The sequence below is a fragment of the Pseudomonas jilinensis genome, assembly GCF_003586265.1.
Lineage (GTDB): Bacteria > Pseudomonadota > Gammaproteobacteria > Pseudomonadales > Pseudomonadaceae > Halopseudomonas > Halopseudomonas phragmitis.
The window spans coordinates 181,308-199,237 of sequence record NZ_QJSA01000009.1 but is presented as its reverse complement, the minus strand read 5'-3'; the positions used below and the strand labels follow the sequence as shown (position 1 = coordinate 199,237).

Here is a 17,930-nt window from a genome sequence, read left to right as displayed (position 1 = left end):
CTACTCTCCGTGGGTAACTCGGGTACCAAGCGCCCAAAATGAGGGTAATAAAAATAGAATTTTCATAGAGTCTGCAATGATGTTCAACGCCTGCGCTCAGCCGACGGCAAATCGCGCAGCGGTTTGACGGCCGGCTGGAGCGCGTTGTTAAACAGCATCCTCCCGCTACCTCATTGCCTCGGGAGCGTTGAGGCTCTTGCTGTAGTAACCGGATTGATCAAAACAACAAACCCGTTTCTTGCCTTTGGCAAGCATATCGCAGGCGTTCTCCACGCGGCTCTTTCGCGTCTTGGCCTGCTTCGCGGACTCAACCCAGTGAACCCAGTCGACGCGTGCAATGGTAGTTGTGGCCTCCCAGACAGTCTTGGCCTCCGGGCACGCATCAAGGGCTTGCTGCAGGTCATCTGGCACTGTGGGCTCAGGCTCGGGACTCACTGGGGAAATCTGAACGGTGACCATCTCGCCAAACTGCACGCCTGCTGCTTCGCGTAGGTTCATGTCTACCCGAAGCCAATGGCTAAGCTGGCCATCCGGTTCGAGCGTAGCTTGGAAAGGATGCCCGTTGATAGCGCCTTGAACTGAGGTTCTGCCGCGTCTCGGCAGGGCATCGCTTATGCTCCTCGGTAGCACAAGAAACGCCCATGAATCATCATCTCCCGGCTTTGCCGGGCGCAGCAACTTCGTTTTGAACGGGGGGCAATTAATTTTTGCCACTTCGCGGCTCCTGAAGCTCCCAACAGTGAAGTAGATCGACAATTTTATGACCACATTCCAGAGGCTTCTTTATAATCACGCGCAGGCCTCATTTTACTCGGTGATTTTCTCTTTTAAGTCAAAGGTATGCGGACTTTGGTGGACGCTGCGGCGTAATCACGTGACTTCTCTGTTTTGCTCATGCAATCAACCTTCCCTGTATTGAGCTGTGCCGTTGGCTTTGGATGATGTCAGTGTGTCTTGCGAGAGGGCGATTGCCAAGAGGGGAGAGTTGGGGCGGGGTTCGCCTTTGTTCGAGCAGATGCTCGAGCATTCCCAGGAAACCCGGAACGCTTCGGGGTTGGAGCGTTCCGGGTGGTGGGGTTGGTTAGTCGGCGATTTTGACTACCAGCTTGCCGAAGTTCTTGCCTTCGAGCAGGCCGATAAAGGCTTGCGGGGCGTTTTCCAGGCCTGTTACGCGGTCTTCTTTTACTTTGACCTTGCCTTCGGCGACCCAGGGTGTCATTTCCTTGAGAAAGTCGGGGTAGTAGGGGCCGTAGTTGTCGAAGATGATGAAGCCTTGCATGCGGATTCGCTGGCTGAGGATCAGGCGCATAAGTTGCGGCATGCGGTCAGGACCAGCAGGTAGTTCGGTGGCGTTGTACTGGGCAATCAGGCCGCAGACAGGGATGCGGGCGTGGGCGTTGAGCAGGGGCATGACGGCGTCGAAGACCTTGCCGCCGACGTTTTCGAAGTAGACGTCGATACCCTTGGGGCAGGCCTTGGCCAGTTGTTCGGCCAGGTCGGCCTGTTTGTGGTCGAGGCAGGCGTCGAAGCCGAGTTCATTGACGGCGTAGGCGCATTTCTCGGCGCCACCGGCAATGCCGACCACATGGCAGCCTTTGAGCTTGGCCACCTGGCCGACGACGGCGCCGACCGGGCCGGTGGCGGCGGCGACTACGACGGTTTCGCCGGATTTGGGCTGGCCGATGTCGAGCAGGCCCATATAGCCGGTGAAGCCGGGCATGCCGAGCACCCCGAGCGCCTGCGAAGGTTCGGCCATGTGTTTGTCGAGCTTGAACACCATGGTGCCGTCGCTGACCGAGTAGTCCTGCCAGCCGGCGGTGTAGGACATGACCAGATCGCCGGGGGCGTAGCCGTCGTGGTTGGATTGCATGACTTCACACACGGCACCGCAGGTCATTACGCCTCCGACCGGCACCGGGTCGGCATAGGATTTGGCGTCGCTCATGCGTCCGCGCATGTAGGGGTCGAGCGACATCCACTTGGCGCGCAGCAGCATCTGTCCGGGGCCGGGTTGCGGGATTGGGGTTTCCACCAGTTGGAAGTTGGCCGGGGTCGGGGCGCCGACCGGGCGTGAGGCGAGCAGAATCTGGCGGTTGATGCTGTTGGACTGGGGCATGCTGAGACTCCTGTAATGAAGATCAAGGCAGGAACTGAGCATGGGTGGCCCCGGGGCGGGGGTCAAGCAGGTTATGTGGCGCTGATGTTGGGTTATCGATCAGGCTGAGATGCTACCCTCATTGTTGAAGGCCCGGCGCCAGGCGGCGAGAAAGTCGCTGGCACGGCCTCCCTGATGGGGGTAGGCTGTCTGCCACAGGCGGGCCAGGCCGCGCAGGTCGGTGTGTTCGTTCAGGCAGATGGCCTGACGCTGGTAGATCAGCCAGGCGATGGCGCTGGCATAGCCCAGGTTGAAGCCAAGCTCGGCGTGGGGATCCTGAAGGAACCCCCGCTGGCTGGCGAGCCCGCGAACCCGGCTGGCCAGATCAGGGTCTTGCGCCAGGTAGTCGTCCCAGAGGCTGAGGTGGTACTCGGGGGTAATGGCGAAGGGGCCTATGGCACCTGCGGGGCGCTTGTCTGCCGGCAGGCTGGCACAGGCCAGCAGCGTGCCTAGCAACAGGCTGTCTGCACCGTGTTCAGTGATTCCGAGCCAGCTTAGCGTTGGGACTATGATGCCTTGGCGCAGGCTGTCGGCGGGCAGGAGCGAGGTGATTTGAGCAGCAAGGGCACTACCGGGCGGCTGATTGCCGGGGGTGGTGTCAGATGGACTCGCAAGTAACGGTCTCATGGCGGCATCCTGGCTCAGTTAGCGTTCTAGTCTAAAGGATAGCTATAAAAACAGCAGGTAATGCACTGTTTTTAAATTGATTACACCTGAGCCTATGTTGCTATATTACTGCATGCAATAACGATAATAACTAAGACCATGGTATAGAGCGGATGCACACTTCTACTACCTCACAAAGTGCTGAGTTGATTGACGAGCCGGCCTTGCTGGCCCAGCGCCGTGGCTACACCCGGCTGCGTTTCAGTGCCGAGCTGGAATCCGGCTTTCTGCGTTACCTGCATGTGAAGATGTGCAGCCGGGTCTGGCTGGTTGGCGGCTCTTGCATTGCTTTCATGCTGCTGTTCGTTTGGGTCGATCTGCTGTTTCTGCCTGAAATGGTTCACCGCCTTACCGTGCCGGTGCGGCTGGCGGTGTTGCTGCTGGTGATGTTCACCCTGTGGTATTCCAATCGACCAGGCCGGGTCGAGCCGGTGCGAGCCTTTGCGGTGTCGACTTTGGGTTATGTTTGTGCCGGACTGATGGTGGTGATGGTGATCATTGTCGGGCGGCTGGCCGATGGGCCGATCCCGGTGACCCACGACGGCCTGTATCTGATCCTGCTGGCCGGATTCTTTCTGCTCGGCTTGCCGATGCGCCATGCGGTGGCTGGCTCGTGGGTCATCGTGCTGAGTTTTGTCGGTGCTGAGTATGCGATTGGGGCGAGCCGGGCGGCGTTGATTGGTCATCTGCTGTTCTTTGGCTCGTTCACCCTGATCGGCAGCCTGGGTGCCTACCTGTATGAGCACATGCTGCGCGGCGCCTATCTCAACGAGCGCCTGCTGGATGCGGCCCGCACCCGGGCTGAGCGCGAGAGCCAGAGCAAAACCCGGTTCCTGGCGACTGCCAGCCATGACTTGCGTCAGCCACTGCATGCCATGAGCCTGTTTGTCGAGCACATGGACGCGCGGGTGCAGGATGTTGAGGCGCGTCGTACCCTGGGGCGGCTGAACGACTCGATCAGTCTGTTGCAGAACATGCTCAGCTCGCTGCTGGATATTTCCCGGTTGAGCGTCGGGATGGTCAACCCGCAGCTACGCAGCATCAATCTGAATCCGTTTTTGCAGCGCTTGCTCGACAGCGTCGAGGCTACCGCACGCCAGCGCGGGGTCAGGCTGAGCCTGAGCTGTCCCCGCTATGCGGCGGTCAATAGTGACCCTCTGCTGCTTGAGCGGCTGATTCGCAATCATCTGAACAATGCGTTGATGCATGCCCAGGCCAGCGAGGTGCGTATTGAGGTCAGCCGCCGCCCGCACAGCCTGCGTCTGGCGGTGGTGGATGACGGCATAGGTTTGAGCGAAGAAGAGCAGGGGCGGATTTTCGATGAGTTTACCCAGTTGCGTAATCCGGCCCGCTCGCTGGACAAGGGCGTGGGGCTGGGGCTGTCGATCTGTCGGCAATTAATGCACCTGCTGGAGTACCCGTCAGGGGTGCAGTCGGCGCCGGGGCAGGGTGCACGTTTCTGGTTCGATGTGCCACAGGCTGAATGGCATGAGGAGCAGGCGGGTGCCGGGCTGATGCTGCCGGCTTTGCGGCTGTCGGGGCGGGTAGTGGTGGTGGAGAATGATGCGATCAACCGCGAGGCGACCGAGCTGCTGCTGCGCCAGTGGGGCTGTGAGGTGCATGGTTTTGAATGCGCCGAGCAGGCGATGCAGGCACTGCCGGGGCTGGAGGTCGATCTGCTGTTGAGTGATTTCCACCTGGAAGGCTCGCTGGACGGTCTGCAGTTTATCCGCCAGCTCAGGGCTCAGCAGTTGTATGCCGGGCCGGCTTTGCTGGTTACCGCCGACACCAGTGAGACTCTGCTCGAGGCCGTGCGTCTGGCTGATGTCGAGATGATCTACAAGCCGGTGTTGCCGGCGCGTTTGCGCCGGCAACTGCAACGGTTGTTACCGGTCAAAAGCTGACCAGCCCCAGGCGGCGGGCGTTGCTGACGCATTCGGTGCGGTTGTGGCAGTCAAGGCTGCCGAATAGCGCTTTGAGGTGGGTTTTGACGGTGTCTTCGGACAGCGACAGGCGCTGACAGATAGCCTTGTTCGGCAAGCCTTCGGCCAGCAAATCAAGAATCTCCAGTTGGCGTGGGGTTACTCCCAGTTCGCGGGCGTTGCTGAGTCGGTCCAGCGGTTGATTTTCGCTGGCAATCACCACCTGTTCACCAAACAGCAGCCGGGTAACGGCATCGAGCAGCATGCGACCGTCGGCGGTTTTGCTGATGAAGCCGGCGGCACCCAGTTGCAGTGCAGCATTCAGGTCGCTGGGGCTGGTACTGGCGCTGAGAATGGCGATGGGGACGACGCCGTCCAGCTCGCGCAGTTTTTGCAGCAGGGCCAGGCCGCTGCTGTCGGGCAGTTGCAGGTCGAGCAGAATCAGGTCGTAGCTGTGCTGGCTGACCTGGCTTTCCGCCTGACTGGCGGTGCGAGCATGGTCGAGAATGACGTCACGGCATAGTTGACCAAGGGTCAGGCTGAGTCCGTCAAGGTAGATCTGGTGGTCGTCGATCAACAACAACCGGGTGTCTGGCGGCAAGGTGGTGGTCGGCATGCCGTGGCTCCTGCTATTGGGTGGCGCTCTGTCGGCGCTACGTGTTGTTATTGTCAGGCCGGTCGATAATAGGAAACCTGAGGGTTAAGGTCCAGAACCGGGTTCTCACTGTTGGCGATACAGATAGGCAATCAGTATCAGGTTGACCAGTAATACCAGCAGCCCGCCGATGACTACCCAGAGCCAGCCGCCCAGGCGCCAGAAGGGCTCCAGATAAAAAATGCCGATGGCCGCGCCCAGGTAGTAACAGACCGAATACAGCGAGGTGGCGCTGGCTTTGGCCGACTCGGCATGCTGGTTGACCCAGGTGTTGGCCAGCGAATGGGTGAGGAAGAACCCAAAGGAGTTGGCCAGCAGGCCGAGTACTATCAGGCCAAGCTGATCGGCCAGGGTCAGCAGGCTGCCCAGCAACAGAATCAGTACGCCAATGGCCATGCCCTTGGGAATCTGCCGCATGCCAAAGCGCCCTGACAACATGGCCGAGAAGGTGCCGCCCAGATAGGTCAGAAACAGTAGCCCCAGGGCGGTGGCGCCCAATGCCCAGGGTGGTGCGCTTAGGCGAAAGGTCAGGTAGGTGTAGAGGTTGATGAACACCAGGAAGTTGAGGCCGCCGAGCAGAAAGGCTGGCCACAGCGCTGAGTTGCCGAGGTGCCGGCGGAAGTTGCCAAGCACGTTGCCCAGTGATATTGGTTGCGGGCAGAAGGCGCGGGGCTGTGGTAGCAGCCAGGCGATCAGCAGCACGGCGCCAAGACTGACTCCGCCAACCAGAATGAAGACCGCCTGTAGCCCCAGGTGATCAGCGATCAAGCCACCGACCAGACGCCCACCGGCCCCGCCCAGAGTATTGCCGCTGATGTACAGACCGACTGCGCCGACCAGTGCGGTGCGGCTCATGCTGTCGCCAAGGTAAGCCACGGCGGTGGCGGGTAGTACGGCCAGGGCCAGGCCCAGGGCGGCGCGCAGCCAGAGCAGGGTGGTGAAGTTGTCCGCCAGGGCCATGCACAGAGTCAGTAGTGCGGTGGCGCTCAGGCCGGCGATCAGCAGGGCGCGCCGACCAATGGCATCGGACAGCGGTCCGAGAATGAGCAGCGCCAGTCCCAGGGTCAGGCTGGTCAGGGTGAAGGCGTTACCAGCCTGCAATACCGAAACCTGATACTGGCTGGCGATCAGTGGTAGCAGTGGATGCAGGGCATAGAGGTTGGCGAATACCACCAGTGAGGCGATTACCAGGGCCAGACAGGCACGCCGGTAGGCTGGCGTGCCGCGTTCAATCAGCGCTTCAGCGTTCCCCGAGTTGGTCACGCAGAGATCTCAGTTCGGCGCGCATTTGCCGTACTTCCTCAAGCAGCAGTTCCTGGTTGGCGCCGGACAGGCTGGAGCGGTGCGGTTCGGTCGGCTCAACAGTCTTGCCCTGGCTGGCGGCCTTGCTGGCGGCGACCCGCTCACGCTGGTTCTGGATCGCATCGACGATCACAGCGATGAACAGGTTGAGCATCATGAAGGTGGCGATCAGGATGAACGGTACGAAGTACAACCAGGCCAGCGGATAGGCTTCCATCACCGGACGCACGATACCCATGGACCAGCTCTCCAGAGTCATGACCTGGAACAGGGTATAGAGGCTGGCACCCAGGGTGCCGAACCAGTCCGGGAACTGTTCGCCGAACAGTTGGGTGGCGATCACCGCCGCGACGTAGAACACCAGCCCCATCAGCGCCATGATGCTGCCCATGCCCGGCAGGGCCGACAGCAGCGATTGCACCACGATTTTCATGCTGGGCACGATCGAGATCAGGCGCAACACCCGCAGTACCCGCAGGGCGCGCAGTACTGCCAGCGGGCCGGAAGCTGGAATCAGGGCAATGACGATCACCAGGGTGTCGAACAGACCCCAGGGGTCGCGTAGCAGCCGCCAGTCATGGGCGATGAAGCGCAGACTGATCTCGATGACGAAAATGCCCAGGATCAACTGGTCGAGCCGACTCAGCAGGCCGCCCCAGTGCTGCATGACGCTGGGTGCGGTTTCCAGGCCGAGAATCACCGCATTGACGATGATCAGGGCCATGATCAGAAATTGACTGCGGGGGCTTTCAATCCACTCCGCCAGGCGCTGGCGCCAGGGTTGGGTCGCGTTTAGGGTCGTACTCATGGTATCCGGTCAGGCTAACAGGTTGGCGAGCCCGCCCCGGACGAGGCGGGCAGAAGGTTTACTCGTTTTCTTCGAAGGCGCACAGGGTGAAGGTCGGGATGTCTGCGTCCTGCATGCGCCGCGAGCCACCCAGGTCGGGCAGATCAATGATGGCGGCGGCTTCGTAGACTTCCGCACCGAGTTGTTTGATCAGACGGGCGGCAGCCAGGAAGGTTCCGCCGGTGGCGATCAGATCATCCAGCAGCAGTACCTGTTCGCCACCGTGCAGGGCGTCACGCTGTACCTCAATATGACATTCGCCATACTCGGAGGTATAGCTCTCGCTGAGGGTGTCGGCCGGTAGTTTGCCGGCCTTGCGGAACAGTACCAGCGGCTTGTTCAGCTCATAGGCCAGGACTGCTCCGAGCAGAAAACCGCGCGCATCAATTGCGCCGATATGGGTCACCGGGGACTCGACATAGCGCTGGATCAGGCTGTCGGCAACCATGCGCATGGCCCGTGGTGACTGGTAGAGCGGGGTAATGTCGCGGAACACCACGCCGGGCTTGGGGAAGTCCGGCACCGGGCGGATCAGCGACTTGATGGTGTACTCGTCAAAAATCATGGGGCAATCGATCCTGCAAGGCGGTCAATCGAGCTGGCCACCGGCCAGTGCACAGAGTTGGGTATGGTCCAGAATGTCGATCTGCTTGCCGTCGGCAGCGATCAGACCTTGCTGCTGGAAGCGGGTAAACACCCGGGACACGGTTTCCACTGCGAGCCCCAGGTAGTTACCGATCTCGTTGCGTGACATCGCCAGGCGGAACGACTTGGCCGAGTAGCCACGGGCACGGAAGCGTGCTGACAGGTTGATCAGCAGGGTAGCGATGCGCTCGTCGGCGGTTTTCTTCGACAGCAGCAGCATCATCTGCTGGTCGTCACGAATCTCGCGGCTCATCAGGCGCATGACCTGCTTGCGCAGCAGCGGCATGCTGGCAGTCAGGTCGTCCAGACGGCTGAAGGGGATTTCGCAGATCGAGGTGGTTTCCAGGGCTACGGCTGAAACCGGGTAACGCTCGCTGTCCATGCCGGACAGGCCGATCAGCTCGCTGGCCAGGTGGAAGCCGGTGATCTGCTCCTCACCGCTATCGGACAGGCTGAAGGTCTTGATCGCACCGGAACGCAGGGCGTAGATCGAGCTGAAGGCATCACCCTGACGGAACAGCATCTCACCTTTCTTCAGGGGCCGACCACGTTTGACAATGCTGTCGAGCATGTCCATTTCTTCGCTTTGCAGTGACAGAGGCAGGCACATGGTGGCCAGGCTGCAGTCCTTGCAGTGGGCTTCGGGCAGGGCTCGCAGTTTGAGAGCGTCAGTCATGAGGGGGCGTCCAAAAGGGTAGTGATCCTGATATGTGCAAGCCTACAACAAGCGTCACCGCTCTGCCATGGCTTAATGGGTGTATGCCATCAGTGGCTATGACTGCTGCTGTGGCTGGCGCTGTCATGGCTGCCATGACCCGTCAACCAGCCGTGGTGTGGGCCGGGCAAGGTCCAGAGGCCGAACAGAATCACCAGCAGGGCGGCGCTGATGCGGACCTGGCGTTGGCGTAGCAGGGCCATCATCCGTTCGGCGGCCAGCCCGGTCACCAGCAGGGTTGGCAGCGTGCCCAGACCGAAGGCCAGCATCAGGCTGGCCGATAATCCGGCACTGCCCTGGCTGCTGGCCCAGATCAAGGTGCTGTAGACCAGACCACATGGCAACCAGCCCCACAGCGCGCCAAGTGCCAGGGCCTGACGGGCGCGGGTGACTGGCAGCAGGCGTCGGGCGCGGGGTTCCAAGTGGCGCCAGAGTCGTCGGCCGAGGGCTTCAACCCGGGTCAGCCCAGCCCACCAGTTGGCCAGATACAAGCCCATGGCGATCAGCATCAGGCCAGCCAGCAGGCGCAGCCAGATTCCCAGGCCAAGACTGTGCAGCAGCCAGCCAAAGCTGCCGGCCAGTGCGCCGGCCAGCGCGTAGCTGGAGATGCGGCCAAAATTGTAACCAAGCAATACGCGCCACAGCCGCCAGCCGTGGCGCTGCTCGGCGGGAATCGCCAGGGTCAGGGCGCCCATCAGTCCGCCACACATGCCGATGCAGTGTCCGCCACCGAGCAGGCCCAGGGCCAGTGCGGTCAGCAGTAGCGGTAGCAGCTCAATCATGTCTGCGGTTTCTCGGGGTCGTCCTCGGTATTCGCAGCATCGGGCTCGGCCGGGTTGTGTTCCTGCAGGGCCTTGAGGTGAGCCGGATCTTCGTCGTCGAACAGGATGCTGTGGGCCGGGCCGTCGAGGTCATCGTACTGGCCGCTGTTGACTGCCCAGGAAAATACCCAGATGGCGACGATCACCAATACAACGGCAATGGGGACCAGAACGTAGAGTACGGTCATGCGAGCTTCTCCTGGCCCAGCGGCGCTACTGCCGGGCTGGCCGGGCGGACTTTCAGGCGGGTCAGGCGCAGGGCATTGAGTACTACCAGCAGCGAGCTGGCGGACATCCCCAGAGCAGCCAGGGCCGGGGTGACCCAGCCCAGGGCTGCCAGGGGCAGGATGCCGGCATTGTAGGCACTGGCCCAGAACAGGTTCTGGATCATGATACGCCGGGTCCGGTGGGCGCCGTCCAGTGCCTGCAGCAAGACATTCAGGTGACTGCTGAGCAGGACCGCATCGGCATTGGTTTTGGCCAGGTCAGAGGCTTCACCCATGGCTACGGAAATGTTGGCGCTGGCCAGCACCGGTACGTCGTTGACGCCGTCACCGAGCATCAGCACATTGGCGCCCTGGTTCTGGCGTTGCTGGACCCAGGCCAGCTTGTCGTCCGGGCTGGCGTTGCCGATGGCCTGTTCGATACCGAGGGTCCGGGCCATGCGCTGGACTACCTGATCGTGATCGCCGGACAGCAGCACGACGTCCAGCCCGCGTGCCTTGAGCCCGCTGATCAGCTCTGGGGCGTCGTTGCGCAGGCGGTCGTTGAGTACGAACCAGGCCAGCGGTCCTTGCTGGTCGCCCAATAGCAGCCACTGACCGGGTTGGTCGGGGAGTGCCGGAGCAGGCAAACCGCTCAGAGCGGCAACGAATTCGGGCTTGCCGATTCGCAGGGTCAGGCCATCGCAGATGCCTTCAAGCCCTTGTCCGGGATGATTCTCAACGGTTTCAGCCGGTTCCAGGCTGCGACCAAAGGCGCGGGCAATCGGGTGCTCGGAGCGGGTTTCAAGACGGCGGGCCAGTTCCAGTGCACGATCGCCATCGTGGCCGGGGAAGGGCTGGACCCGTTCCAGGGTCATGCGTCCTTCGGTCAGCGTGCCGGTCTTGTCCAGCACTACCGTGTCGATTTTGGTCAGCCCTTCAAGTACGTGGCCGCGAGTAATCAGCAGACCCAGTTTGTGCAGGCTGCCGGTGGCGGTGGTCAGGGCGGTAGGCGTGGCCAGTGACAGGGCGCAGGGGCAGGTGGCAACCAGCATGGCCAGTACGATCCAGAAGGCCGTGTCGGCATTGGCCACCCACCACCAGATGCCGCCAATGATCACGGAGGCGCTGAGTACGATCAGCAGGAAGTATTGCGCGACCTGATCGGCCAGTTGGCCCAGTCGTGGCTTGTCTGCCTGGGCTCGTTCGAGCAGGCGGACAATGGCCGACAGCCGGGTCTGTTCACCGACCGCGCCGACCCGGATACGCAGGGGACCATCAACATTCAGGGTGCCGGCTGTGACTGCATCGCCGCTACGCTTGGCCAGCGGCAGGTATTCGCCAGACAGGGCGGACTCGTTGATACTGCTGACGCCCTGCTCAATCACGCCGTCAGCCGGAATGCTTTCACCGGGCTTGACCTCCAGCAGGTCGCCGGGGCGGATTTCGTCGAGCATGATCCGCTGCGACTGGCCGTCGGTGTCGATGCGGATGGCGCTGGGCGGCAGCAGGTTGACCAGTTTCGCGGTGCTTTCGACGGTGCGCTGCCGGGCCCGGCGTTCCAGATAGCGACCAGCCAGCAGGAAGAAGGCGAACATGGTCACCGAGTCGAAATACACCTCTCCGGTGTGGGTCACGGTGGCCCAGATGCCGGCCAGATAGGCGCCGCCAATGGCCAGCGATACCGACACATCCATGCTCAGCCGACGGTTGTGCAGGTCACGCCAGGCGCCCTGGAAGAATGGCGCGCAACTGTAGAACACCACCGGGGTGGTCATGATCAGGCTGATCCAGCGTAGCAGAATGGTCATTTCCGCCGAGAGGTCCTGATTGAACTCCGGGGACAGCGCCATGGTCGCCATCATCACCTGCATGAACATCAACCCGGCCAGGCCCAGGCGTCTCAGGTAACGGCGATTTTCCTGCTTGATCTGTTCACTGGCCTTGTCGGCTTCGTAGGGATGAGCGACGTAGCCGATGCGCTTGAGTTCGGCCAGCAGGCTCGACAGACGGGTCTGCTCGGGAAGCCAGCTCAGACTCAGGCGATGATTACCGAGGTTGAGGCTGACGTCGGTAACGCCGTCGAGCTGGCCCAGACGCTTTTCGATCAGCCAGCCACAGGCGGCGCAACTGATGCCTTCGACCAGTAGCTGGATCTGCTGCTGATCGCCGTGGGTTTCAACATAGCGCTGCTGAATGTCGGCGCGGTCGAGCATTTCCAGCTCGTCCTGCAGTACCCGGGGCAGGGCTTCGGGGTTGCTGGCATTGTCGGTGCGGTGACGATAATAGGATTCCAGACCGCCGGCGATGATCGCCTCGGCAACCGCCTGGCAACCCGGGCAGCACATGGTGCGTGGCTGGCCGAGAATGTCACAGGTCCAGGGTGCGCCGGCCGGAGCCGGCTCACCACAGTGGTAACAGGCGGTGGGCTGCATGAACTTAACGGGCGCTTAGGCGGTACGGCTGGCCCATGCTGATGGTCAGTTCATCGGTCAGGCGCCAGCCGTCTTCACCGGGCAGGGCAGGGTCGCTGAGGTCGATGTAGAGGCGGCCCTGCATGGGCTCTTCAAGCTGGCCGACATATTGTTCGGCGCTGACATGCTTGAGCAGCACGCTGCGATCACGGTCGGCGTGGGTTGGGGAAATCAGGTCCAGTTGCAGGTTGGCCGGCAAGTTCTCCAGCTTGCCCTGCAGTTCCAGGCTGATCTCACCGGTCAGCTCGTCGATCTGGAAGTCGGCGACCAGATTCAGGTCACGGGCCATCTGGTCACGTCCCAGGTGCATGTTGATGGCACGGCCTTCCTTGTAATAGTTGTCGCGCACCATGCTGTCCTGGTTCAGGGTGGCGATGGTCAGCAGGCCCAGCCCGATGAAGACGGCAAAGATCAGGATGCTGATCAGAAACCAGGGCCAGAATTGCTTGTACCACGGGGGGATGATCTCTTGCTCGGTCATGAAATTACCTGACAGTTGGGCCAAGGAAACGACTCTCGGAAGTGGCCGAGATACTGTCGTCATCCAGGGCGGTCACACGGAAAACGATGGGCATGTTGGTGCCCTGCATGAAGCCGGGGTCGAGCTGAACGTTGACCGGCAGCTGCAGCAGGCTGCTGGGTTCAACGCTCAGGCGGTTGGCCGGTACTTCCAGAATCAGTTCGGGGTGCCCTTCAACGCTCAGGCTGTAGGTGCGTTCCTGCTGGCTCTTGTTGAAAATTTTGACAATATACACGTTCTCGATATTGCCGCCGCGGACTTCTCGATACAGAACATTTCGGTCGCGCTCCACATCCAGCGAGACCTGGGCCAGGCTGCCGACGGTAACGATGAATAGACCAATCATGATCGCCAGAGCCGCGCCGTAGCCGAGCAGGCGTGGACGCAGGATCTTGGTCTCTTCGCCGGCCAGATTGTGCTCGGTGGTATAGCGGATCAGCCCGCGTGGGTAGTTCATCTTGTCCATGATTTCGTCGCAGGCATCAACGCAGGCGGCGCAGCCGATGCACTCGTACTGCAGGCCATCACGAATATCAATACCGACCGGGCAGACCTGGACGCAGACGTTGCAGTCGATGCAGTCACCCAGGCCGGCGGCCTTGTAGTCGGCGTCTTTGCGCCGCGAGCCACGCGGGTCGCCTCGGGCGGCGTCATAGGAGACGATCAGGGTGTCCTTGTCAAACATCACGCTCTGGAAGCGGGCGTAGGGGCACATATAGATGCACACCTGTTCGCGCAGCCAGCCGGCGTTGATATAGGTGGCGGCGGTGAAGAAAAATACCCAGAACAAGGCCCAGCCACCGATCTGCCATGTCAGGGTGTCGACAACCAGCCCGCGAATTGGGGTGAAGTAGCCGACAAAGGTCAGCGCGGTGATCAGTGAGACGCCCAACCAGATGCCGTGCTTGGCGCTCTTGCGTAGCACTTTGTTGGCGCTGAGTGGGGCCTTGTCGAGCTTGATACGGGCGTTGCGCTCACCTTCGGTTACCCGTTCGGCCCACATGAAAATCCAGGTCCAGACGGTTTGCGGGCAGGTGTAGCCGCACCAGACCCGGCCGGCGAACACGGTGATGAAGAACAGGCCGAAGGCGCAGATGATCAGCAGGAACGACAGCAGGAAGAAGTCCTGCGGCTGGAAGGTGGCGCTGAAAATGTGGAACTGCCGGGCTGGCAGATCCCAGAGCACGGCCTGGCGGCCGTCCCATTGAATCCAGGCGGTACCGAAGTACAGCAGAAACAGAAACCCCACCCCGATCAGCCGGATGTTCTTGAACAGCCCCTGGTACGACCGGACCTGGATCTTCTCGCGCTTGGCGTACAGATCGTAGGTTTCAACCTTGCCGGTGGTAACGTCTTTGACGGGAATCTTTTCAGTCATAGCAGCAGGACCATGAAGTGCGGGGGAGGGGATGGCCCGACCGGTTGATTGGCCGGTCGGGCCGGGTACGAATCAGCATACTGAGGATAGTATGGCTGGGTACTTCGTACCATGCGACCAGAGGTCGCGCAGTTGTTTACTAGTCCTCGAGGGACAGGCTGTAAACGTAGGCGGTCAGCATGTGGATCTTGTCTTCACCCAGGTGGGCCTGAGCCGGCATGTTGCCGTTACGGCCGTAGCGGATGGTGTGCTGAACCTGCAGCATGCTGGAACCATACAGCCAGGTGTCGTTGGTCAGGTCGGGCGCACCGAGCATCGGGTTGCCTTTACCTTCGGGACCATGGCAGGCCACACAGGTGCTCTGGAAGACTTGCTTGCCAGCGTCAAGATTGACGTTTTCGGTTTCCAGCCCGGACAGGTGACGGACGTAGCCGGCCACGTTGCGCACGCCATCTTCGCCGATCACTGCCAGCCAGGCTGGCATCGCGGCCTGACGGCCCTGGGCGATGGTGGTGTGAATCTGCTCCGGCGAGCCGCCCCAGATCCAGTCATTGTCGGTCAGGTTCGGGAAGCCGAAGGCGCCGCGCGCATCGGAACCGTGACAGACCGAGCAGTTGACCGCGAACAGACGCTGACCAATGCGGACAGCCTCAGGGTCGCGAGCAACTTCTTCGACCGACAGGTTGGCGTAACGGGCGAAGATCGGGGCGAACTGTGCTTCAGCACGCTCTACTTCACGCTCGTACTGGTTGACCTGGGTCCAGCCCAGTACGCCTGGCCACTTGCCCAGGCCCGGGAACAGCACCAGGTAGATGGCGCTGAATATGAAGGTGGCCATGAACAGGATGAACCACCAGCGGGGCAGGGGGTTGTCATACTCTTCAATACCGTCGAAAGCGTGACCCAGGGTTTCCTCAGTCTGTTCCGAGCGCTGGCCCTTGCGGGTGGCGAACAGCAACCAGAGGATCAGACCAAGGGTGGTCAGGGTCAGGACAATAATGTACCCGCTCCAGAAATTGCTCATTCTTTGTTACTCCTAGCGTCTTGCTGCTCACGGGGCGCCTTGTTGTCATCGGGCTCGTCGGCAAACGGCAGGTTGGCCGCTTCCTCGAAGTCTTTTTTCTTGTATGAGCTGTAGGCCCATACGGTGATTCCGATGAATGCCACCAAGACCAGCAAGGTGGCGATGCCGCGGAGAGTGTTGATATCCATGGCGGTTTACCGGCGTTCCGAGATGACAGTGCCGAGGTGCTGCAGGTAGGCGATCAGGGCATCCATTTCGGATACACCTTTGACCGCTTCCTGGGCACCGGCGATGTCTTCGTCGGTGTAAGGCACGCCGAGGCGACGCAGAGCCTGCATCTTGCGTGCAGTGTACTTGCCGTCGAGCACGTTTTCCTGCAACCACGGGTAGGACGGCATCTTCGATTCCGGCACTACGTCACGCGGGTTGATCAGGTGGGCACGATGCCAGTCGTCGGAGTAGCGCTGACCCACGCGAGCCAGGTCCGGACCGGTACGCTTGGAGCCCCACAGGAACGGGTGCTCCCAAACGCTCTCGCCGGCCACGGAGTAGTGGCCATAGCGCTCGGTTTCAGCCCGGAACGGGCGAATCATCTGGGAGTGGCAGCCAACGCAGCCTTCACGGATGTAAATGTCGCGGCCTTCCAGCTCAACCGCGGTGTAGGGGCGCAGGCCCTCGACCGGTACGGTGGTTTCCTTCTGGAAGAACAGCGGGACGATCTGAGTCAGGCCGCCGAAGCTGATCGCAACCACGATCAGCACGACCAGCAGGCCCAGATTCTTTTCTACGAGTTCATGTTGTCTCATCAATCAACTCCTCAAGCCATCTGGGCAGCGGCACGAATTTCGGCCGGCTGGGCGGCACGGATGGTGCGCCATACGTTGTAGGCCATCAGCAGCATGCCGATTACGAAGAAGGCGCCACCGATCATGCGGACCACAAAGCCCGGGTGGCTGGCTTCCAGCGCTTCGACGAAGGAGTAGGTCAGGGTGCCGTCGACGTTGACTGCACGCCACATCAGGCCCTGGGTGATACCGTTGACCCACATGGAGACGATGTACAACACGGTGCCGATGGTAGCCAGCCAGAAGTGAGCGTTGATCAGCGCAGTGCTGTACATCTGCTCACGACCGAATACCTTCGGAATCAGGTGGTAGAGCGACCCGATGGAGATCATGGCTACCCAGCCCAGAGCGCCGGCGTGTACGTGGCCGATGGTCCAGTCAGTGTAGTGCGACAGGGCGTTGACGGTCTTGATCGCCATCATCGGACCTTCGAAGGTCGACATGCCGTAGAACGCCAGGGAAACCACCAGGAAGCGCAGGATCGGGTCGGTGCGCAGCTTATGCCAGGCGCCGGACAGGGTCATCATACCGTTGATCATGCCACCCCAGCTCGGAGCCAGCAGGATCAGGGACATGATCATGCCCAGTGACTGAGCCCAGTCAGGCAAAGCGGTGTAGTGCAGGTGGTGCGGACCGGCCCAGATATAGATGGAGATCAGCGCCCAGAAGTGCACGATCGACAGACGGTAGGAGTAGATCGGACGTTCGGCCTGCTTGGGAACGAAGTAGTACATCATGCCCAGGAAGCCGGCAGTCAGGAAGAAACCTACCGCGTTGTGGCCATACCACCACTGGATCATCGCATCAGCGGCGCCCGAGTAGATGGAATAGGACTTGGTCAGGGTGACCGGGATCGCCAGGTTGTTGACGATATGCAGCACCGCTACCGTGATGATGAAGGCACCGAAGAACCAGTTACCGACATAGATGTGCTTCATCTTGCGCTTCATGATGGTGCCGAAGAACACCAGCGCATAGCTCACCCAGACTACGGCGATCAGAATGCCGATCGGCCACTCCAGCTCGGCGTACTCTTTAGTGGTGGTGTAGCCCAGCGGCAGGGTGATGACAGCCAGCACGATCACGGCTTGCCAGCCCCAGAAGGTGAAGGCGGCCAGACCGTCGGAAATCAGACGGGCCTGCGAGGTGCGTTGCACCACATAGTAGGAGGTGGCGAACAGCGCGCTACCGCCGAATGCGAAGATCACTGCATTGGTATGCAGTGGACGCAGACGGCCGAAGCTGGTCCAGGGAAGGTCAAAGTTAAGGGCGGGCCAGACCAGCTGAGCGGCAAGAAAGACGCCCAGGGCCATGCCCACGATACCCCAGACCACCGTCATGACGGCGAACTGGCGTACCACCTTGTAGTTATAAGCTGTCGGAGTGGTAGCTGTGCTCATGCGAGATTCCACGGATAGCAATGGGTTTTTAGGGTTCAAAGCGGTCGCAAGTATGAGGAAACACCGCACTGTTTGCAATGACACAAGTCAAGGTAACAACGTGTTACGGGCGCTCTGCGGCGCGTCCTGCACTACTTGTGGTTCTGTCCTGCCTAAGCTTCCAAAGGATTGTTTGGTGGCCGGCTTCGGCATGTCGCAAGAGGTATTGCCAGCCCCCAAACATGCGGGTTCTGGCGCTAGCGCACCTGTGATTGTTGGGATCGGCTGGTGTGCAATTTCAAAAGCTTAGTATGCTGTTGGGCTTATGTGAAGAAATTACCCCCTTGGTCAGTGTGGCATCTTGTCGCACAGAACTTTG

General features: G+C 60.9%; 18 protein-coding genes. 1 reads left to right on the top strand and 17 read right to left on the bottom strand.

Going from position 1 to position 17,930, the window contains the following annotated elements:
- Window positions 1-165: 165 nt before the first annotated feature.
- The 3 genes from C2846_RS11635 to C2846_RS11625 form a co-directional block, all read right to left on the bottom strand.
- Complete coding sequence (locus C2846_RS11635; protein ID WP_205890197.1) at window positions 166-714, bottom strand: YdeI/OmpD-associated family protein; 549 nt, start codon at window positions 712-714, stop codon at window positions 166-168.
- A gap of 367 nt (window positions 715-1,081) precedes the next feature.
- A complete protein-coding gene (locus tag C2846_RS11630) occupies window positions 1,082-2,116 on the bottom strand; it encodes an NADP-dependent oxidoreductase (RefSeq protein WP_119701506.1) in 1,035 nt (344 codons plus the stop codon).
- Window positions 2,117-2,215: 99 nt separating this feature from the next.
- Window positions 2,216-2,782, bottom strand: a complete 567-nt coding sequence (locus C2846_RS11625; RefSeq protein WP_080051075.1) for a hypothetical protein — start codon at window positions 2,780-2,782, stop codon at window positions 2,216-2,218.
- A 152-nt stretch (window positions 2,783-2,934) separates the two neighbouring features.
- Here C2846_RS11625 and C2846_RS11620 point away from each other — a divergent pair, with 152 nt between their 5' ends.
- Entirely contained in the window at window positions 2,935-4,725 is a 1,791-nt protein-coding gene (locus C2846_RS11620) for a hybrid sensor histidine kinase/response regulator (RefSeq protein WP_080051074.1), read from the top strand.
- Here the strand turns inward: C2846_RS11620 and C2846_RS11615 are convergent.
- The 14 genes from C2846_RS11615 to ccoN all read right to left on the bottom strand — a co-directional run bounded on the left by C2846_RS11615 (window position 4,715) and on the right by ccoN (window position 17,572).
- Window positions 4,715-5,359, bottom strand: a complete 645-nt coding sequence (locus C2846_RS11615) for a response regulator (RefSeq protein WP_080051073.1) — start codon at window positions 5,357-5,359, stop codon at window positions 4,715-4,717. The two genes, C2846_RS11620 and C2846_RS11615, sit on opposite strands and share 11 nt — an antisense overlap.
- A 105-nt stretch (window positions 5,360-5,464) precedes the next feature.
- Window positions 5,465-6,661 carry an MFS transporter gene (locus C2846_RS11610; protein WP_119701505.1) on the bottom strand — a complete coding sequence of 399 codons (1,197 nt, stop codon included), beginning with the start codon at window positions 6,659-6,661 and terminating at the stop codon, window positions 5,465-5,467.
- Window positions 6,639-7,508 carry an ion transporter gene (locus C2846_RS11605; protein WP_119701504.1) on the bottom strand — a complete coding sequence of 290 codons (870 nt, stop codon included), beginning with the start codon at window positions 7,506-7,508 and terminating at the stop codon, window positions 6,639-6,641. Before C2846_RS11605 ends, C2846_RS11610 begins: the two co-directional genes overlap by 23 nt.
- A 58-nt stretch (window positions 7,509-7,566) precedes the next feature.
- Window positions 7,567-8,112, bottom strand: coding sequence for an adenine phosphoribosyltransferase (locus tag C2846_RS11600; protein ID WP_080051071.1), 546 nt, complete (start codon window positions 8,110-8,112; stop codon window positions 7,567-7,569).
- Between the two features lie 24 nt (window positions 8,113-8,136).
- Entirely contained in the window at window positions 8,137-8,868 is a 732-nt protein-coding gene (gene fnr, locus C2846_RS11595) for a fumarate/nitrate reduction transcriptional regulator Fnr (protein ID WP_080051070.1), read from the bottom strand.
- Between the two features lie 89 nt (window positions 8,869-8,957).
- Window positions 8,958-9,689 (bottom strand): sulfite exporter TauE/SafE family protein, encoded by a 732-nt coding sequence (locus tag C2846_RS11590; protein WP_080051069.1) that lies wholly within the window; start codon window positions 9,687-9,689, stop codon window positions 8,958-8,960.
- Window positions 9,686-9,916 (bottom strand): cbb3-type cytochrome oxidase assembly protein CcoS, encoded by a 231-nt coding sequence (gene ccoS / locus C2846_RS11585; RefSeq protein WP_080051068.1) that lies wholly within the window; start codon window positions 9,914-9,916, stop codon window positions 9,686-9,688. Before ccoS ends, C2846_RS11590 begins: the two co-directional genes overlap by 4 nt.
- Window positions 9,913-12,366 carry a heavy metal translocating P-type ATPase gene (locus C2846_RS11580; protein ID WP_119701503.1) on the bottom strand — a complete coding sequence of 818 codons (2,454 nt, stop codon included), beginning with the start codon at window positions 12,364-12,366 and terminating at the stop codon, window positions 9,913-9,915. The genes ccoS and C2846_RS11580 overlap by 4 nt, the downstream gene beginning before the upstream one ends.
- 4 nt (window positions 12,367-12,370) lie before the next feature.
- Entirely contained in the window at window positions 12,371-12,886 is a 516-nt protein-coding gene (locus C2846_RS11575; RefSeq protein WP_165443813.1) for a FixH family protein, read from the bottom strand.
- 4 nt (window positions 12,887-12,890) lie between these two features.
- Window positions 12,891-14,303, bottom strand: coding sequence for a cytochrome c oxidase accessory protein CcoG (ccoG, locus tag C2846_RS11570; protein WP_080051065.1), 1,413 nt, complete (start codon window positions 14,301-14,303; stop codon window positions 12,891-12,893).
- A 139-nt stretch (window positions 14,304-14,442) separates the two neighbouring features.
- On the bottom strand, window positions 14,443-15,327 hold the full coding sequence (ccoP, locus tag C2846_RS11565; protein ID WP_080051064.1) for a cytochrome-c oxidase, cbb3-type subunit III: 885 nt from the start codon (window positions 15,325-15,327) through the stop codon (window positions 14,443-14,445).
- Window positions 15,324-15,515 (bottom strand): cbb3-type cytochrome oxidase subunit 3, encoded by a 192-nt coding sequence (locus C2846_RS11560; RefSeq protein ID WP_080051063.1) that lies wholly within the window; start codon window positions 15,513-15,515, stop codon window positions 15,324-15,326. The genes ccoP and C2846_RS11560 overlap by 4 nt, the downstream gene beginning before the upstream one ends.
- Before the next feature lie 6 nt (window positions 15,516-15,521).
- On the bottom strand, window positions 15,522-16,133 hold the full coding sequence (gene ccoO, locus C2846_RS11555; RefSeq protein ID WP_080051062.1) for a cytochrome-c oxidase, cbb3-type subunit II: 612 nt from the start codon (window positions 16,131-16,133) through the stop codon (window positions 15,522-15,524).
- Between the two features lie 11 nt (window positions 16,134-16,144).
- Window positions 16,145-17,572, bottom strand: a complete 1,428-nt coding sequence (ccoN, locus tag C2846_RS11550) for a cytochrome-c oxidase, cbb3-type subunit I (protein ID WP_080051061.1) — start codon at window positions 17,570-17,572, stop codon at window positions 16,145-16,147.
- Window positions 17,573-17,930: the final 358 nt, after the last annotated feature.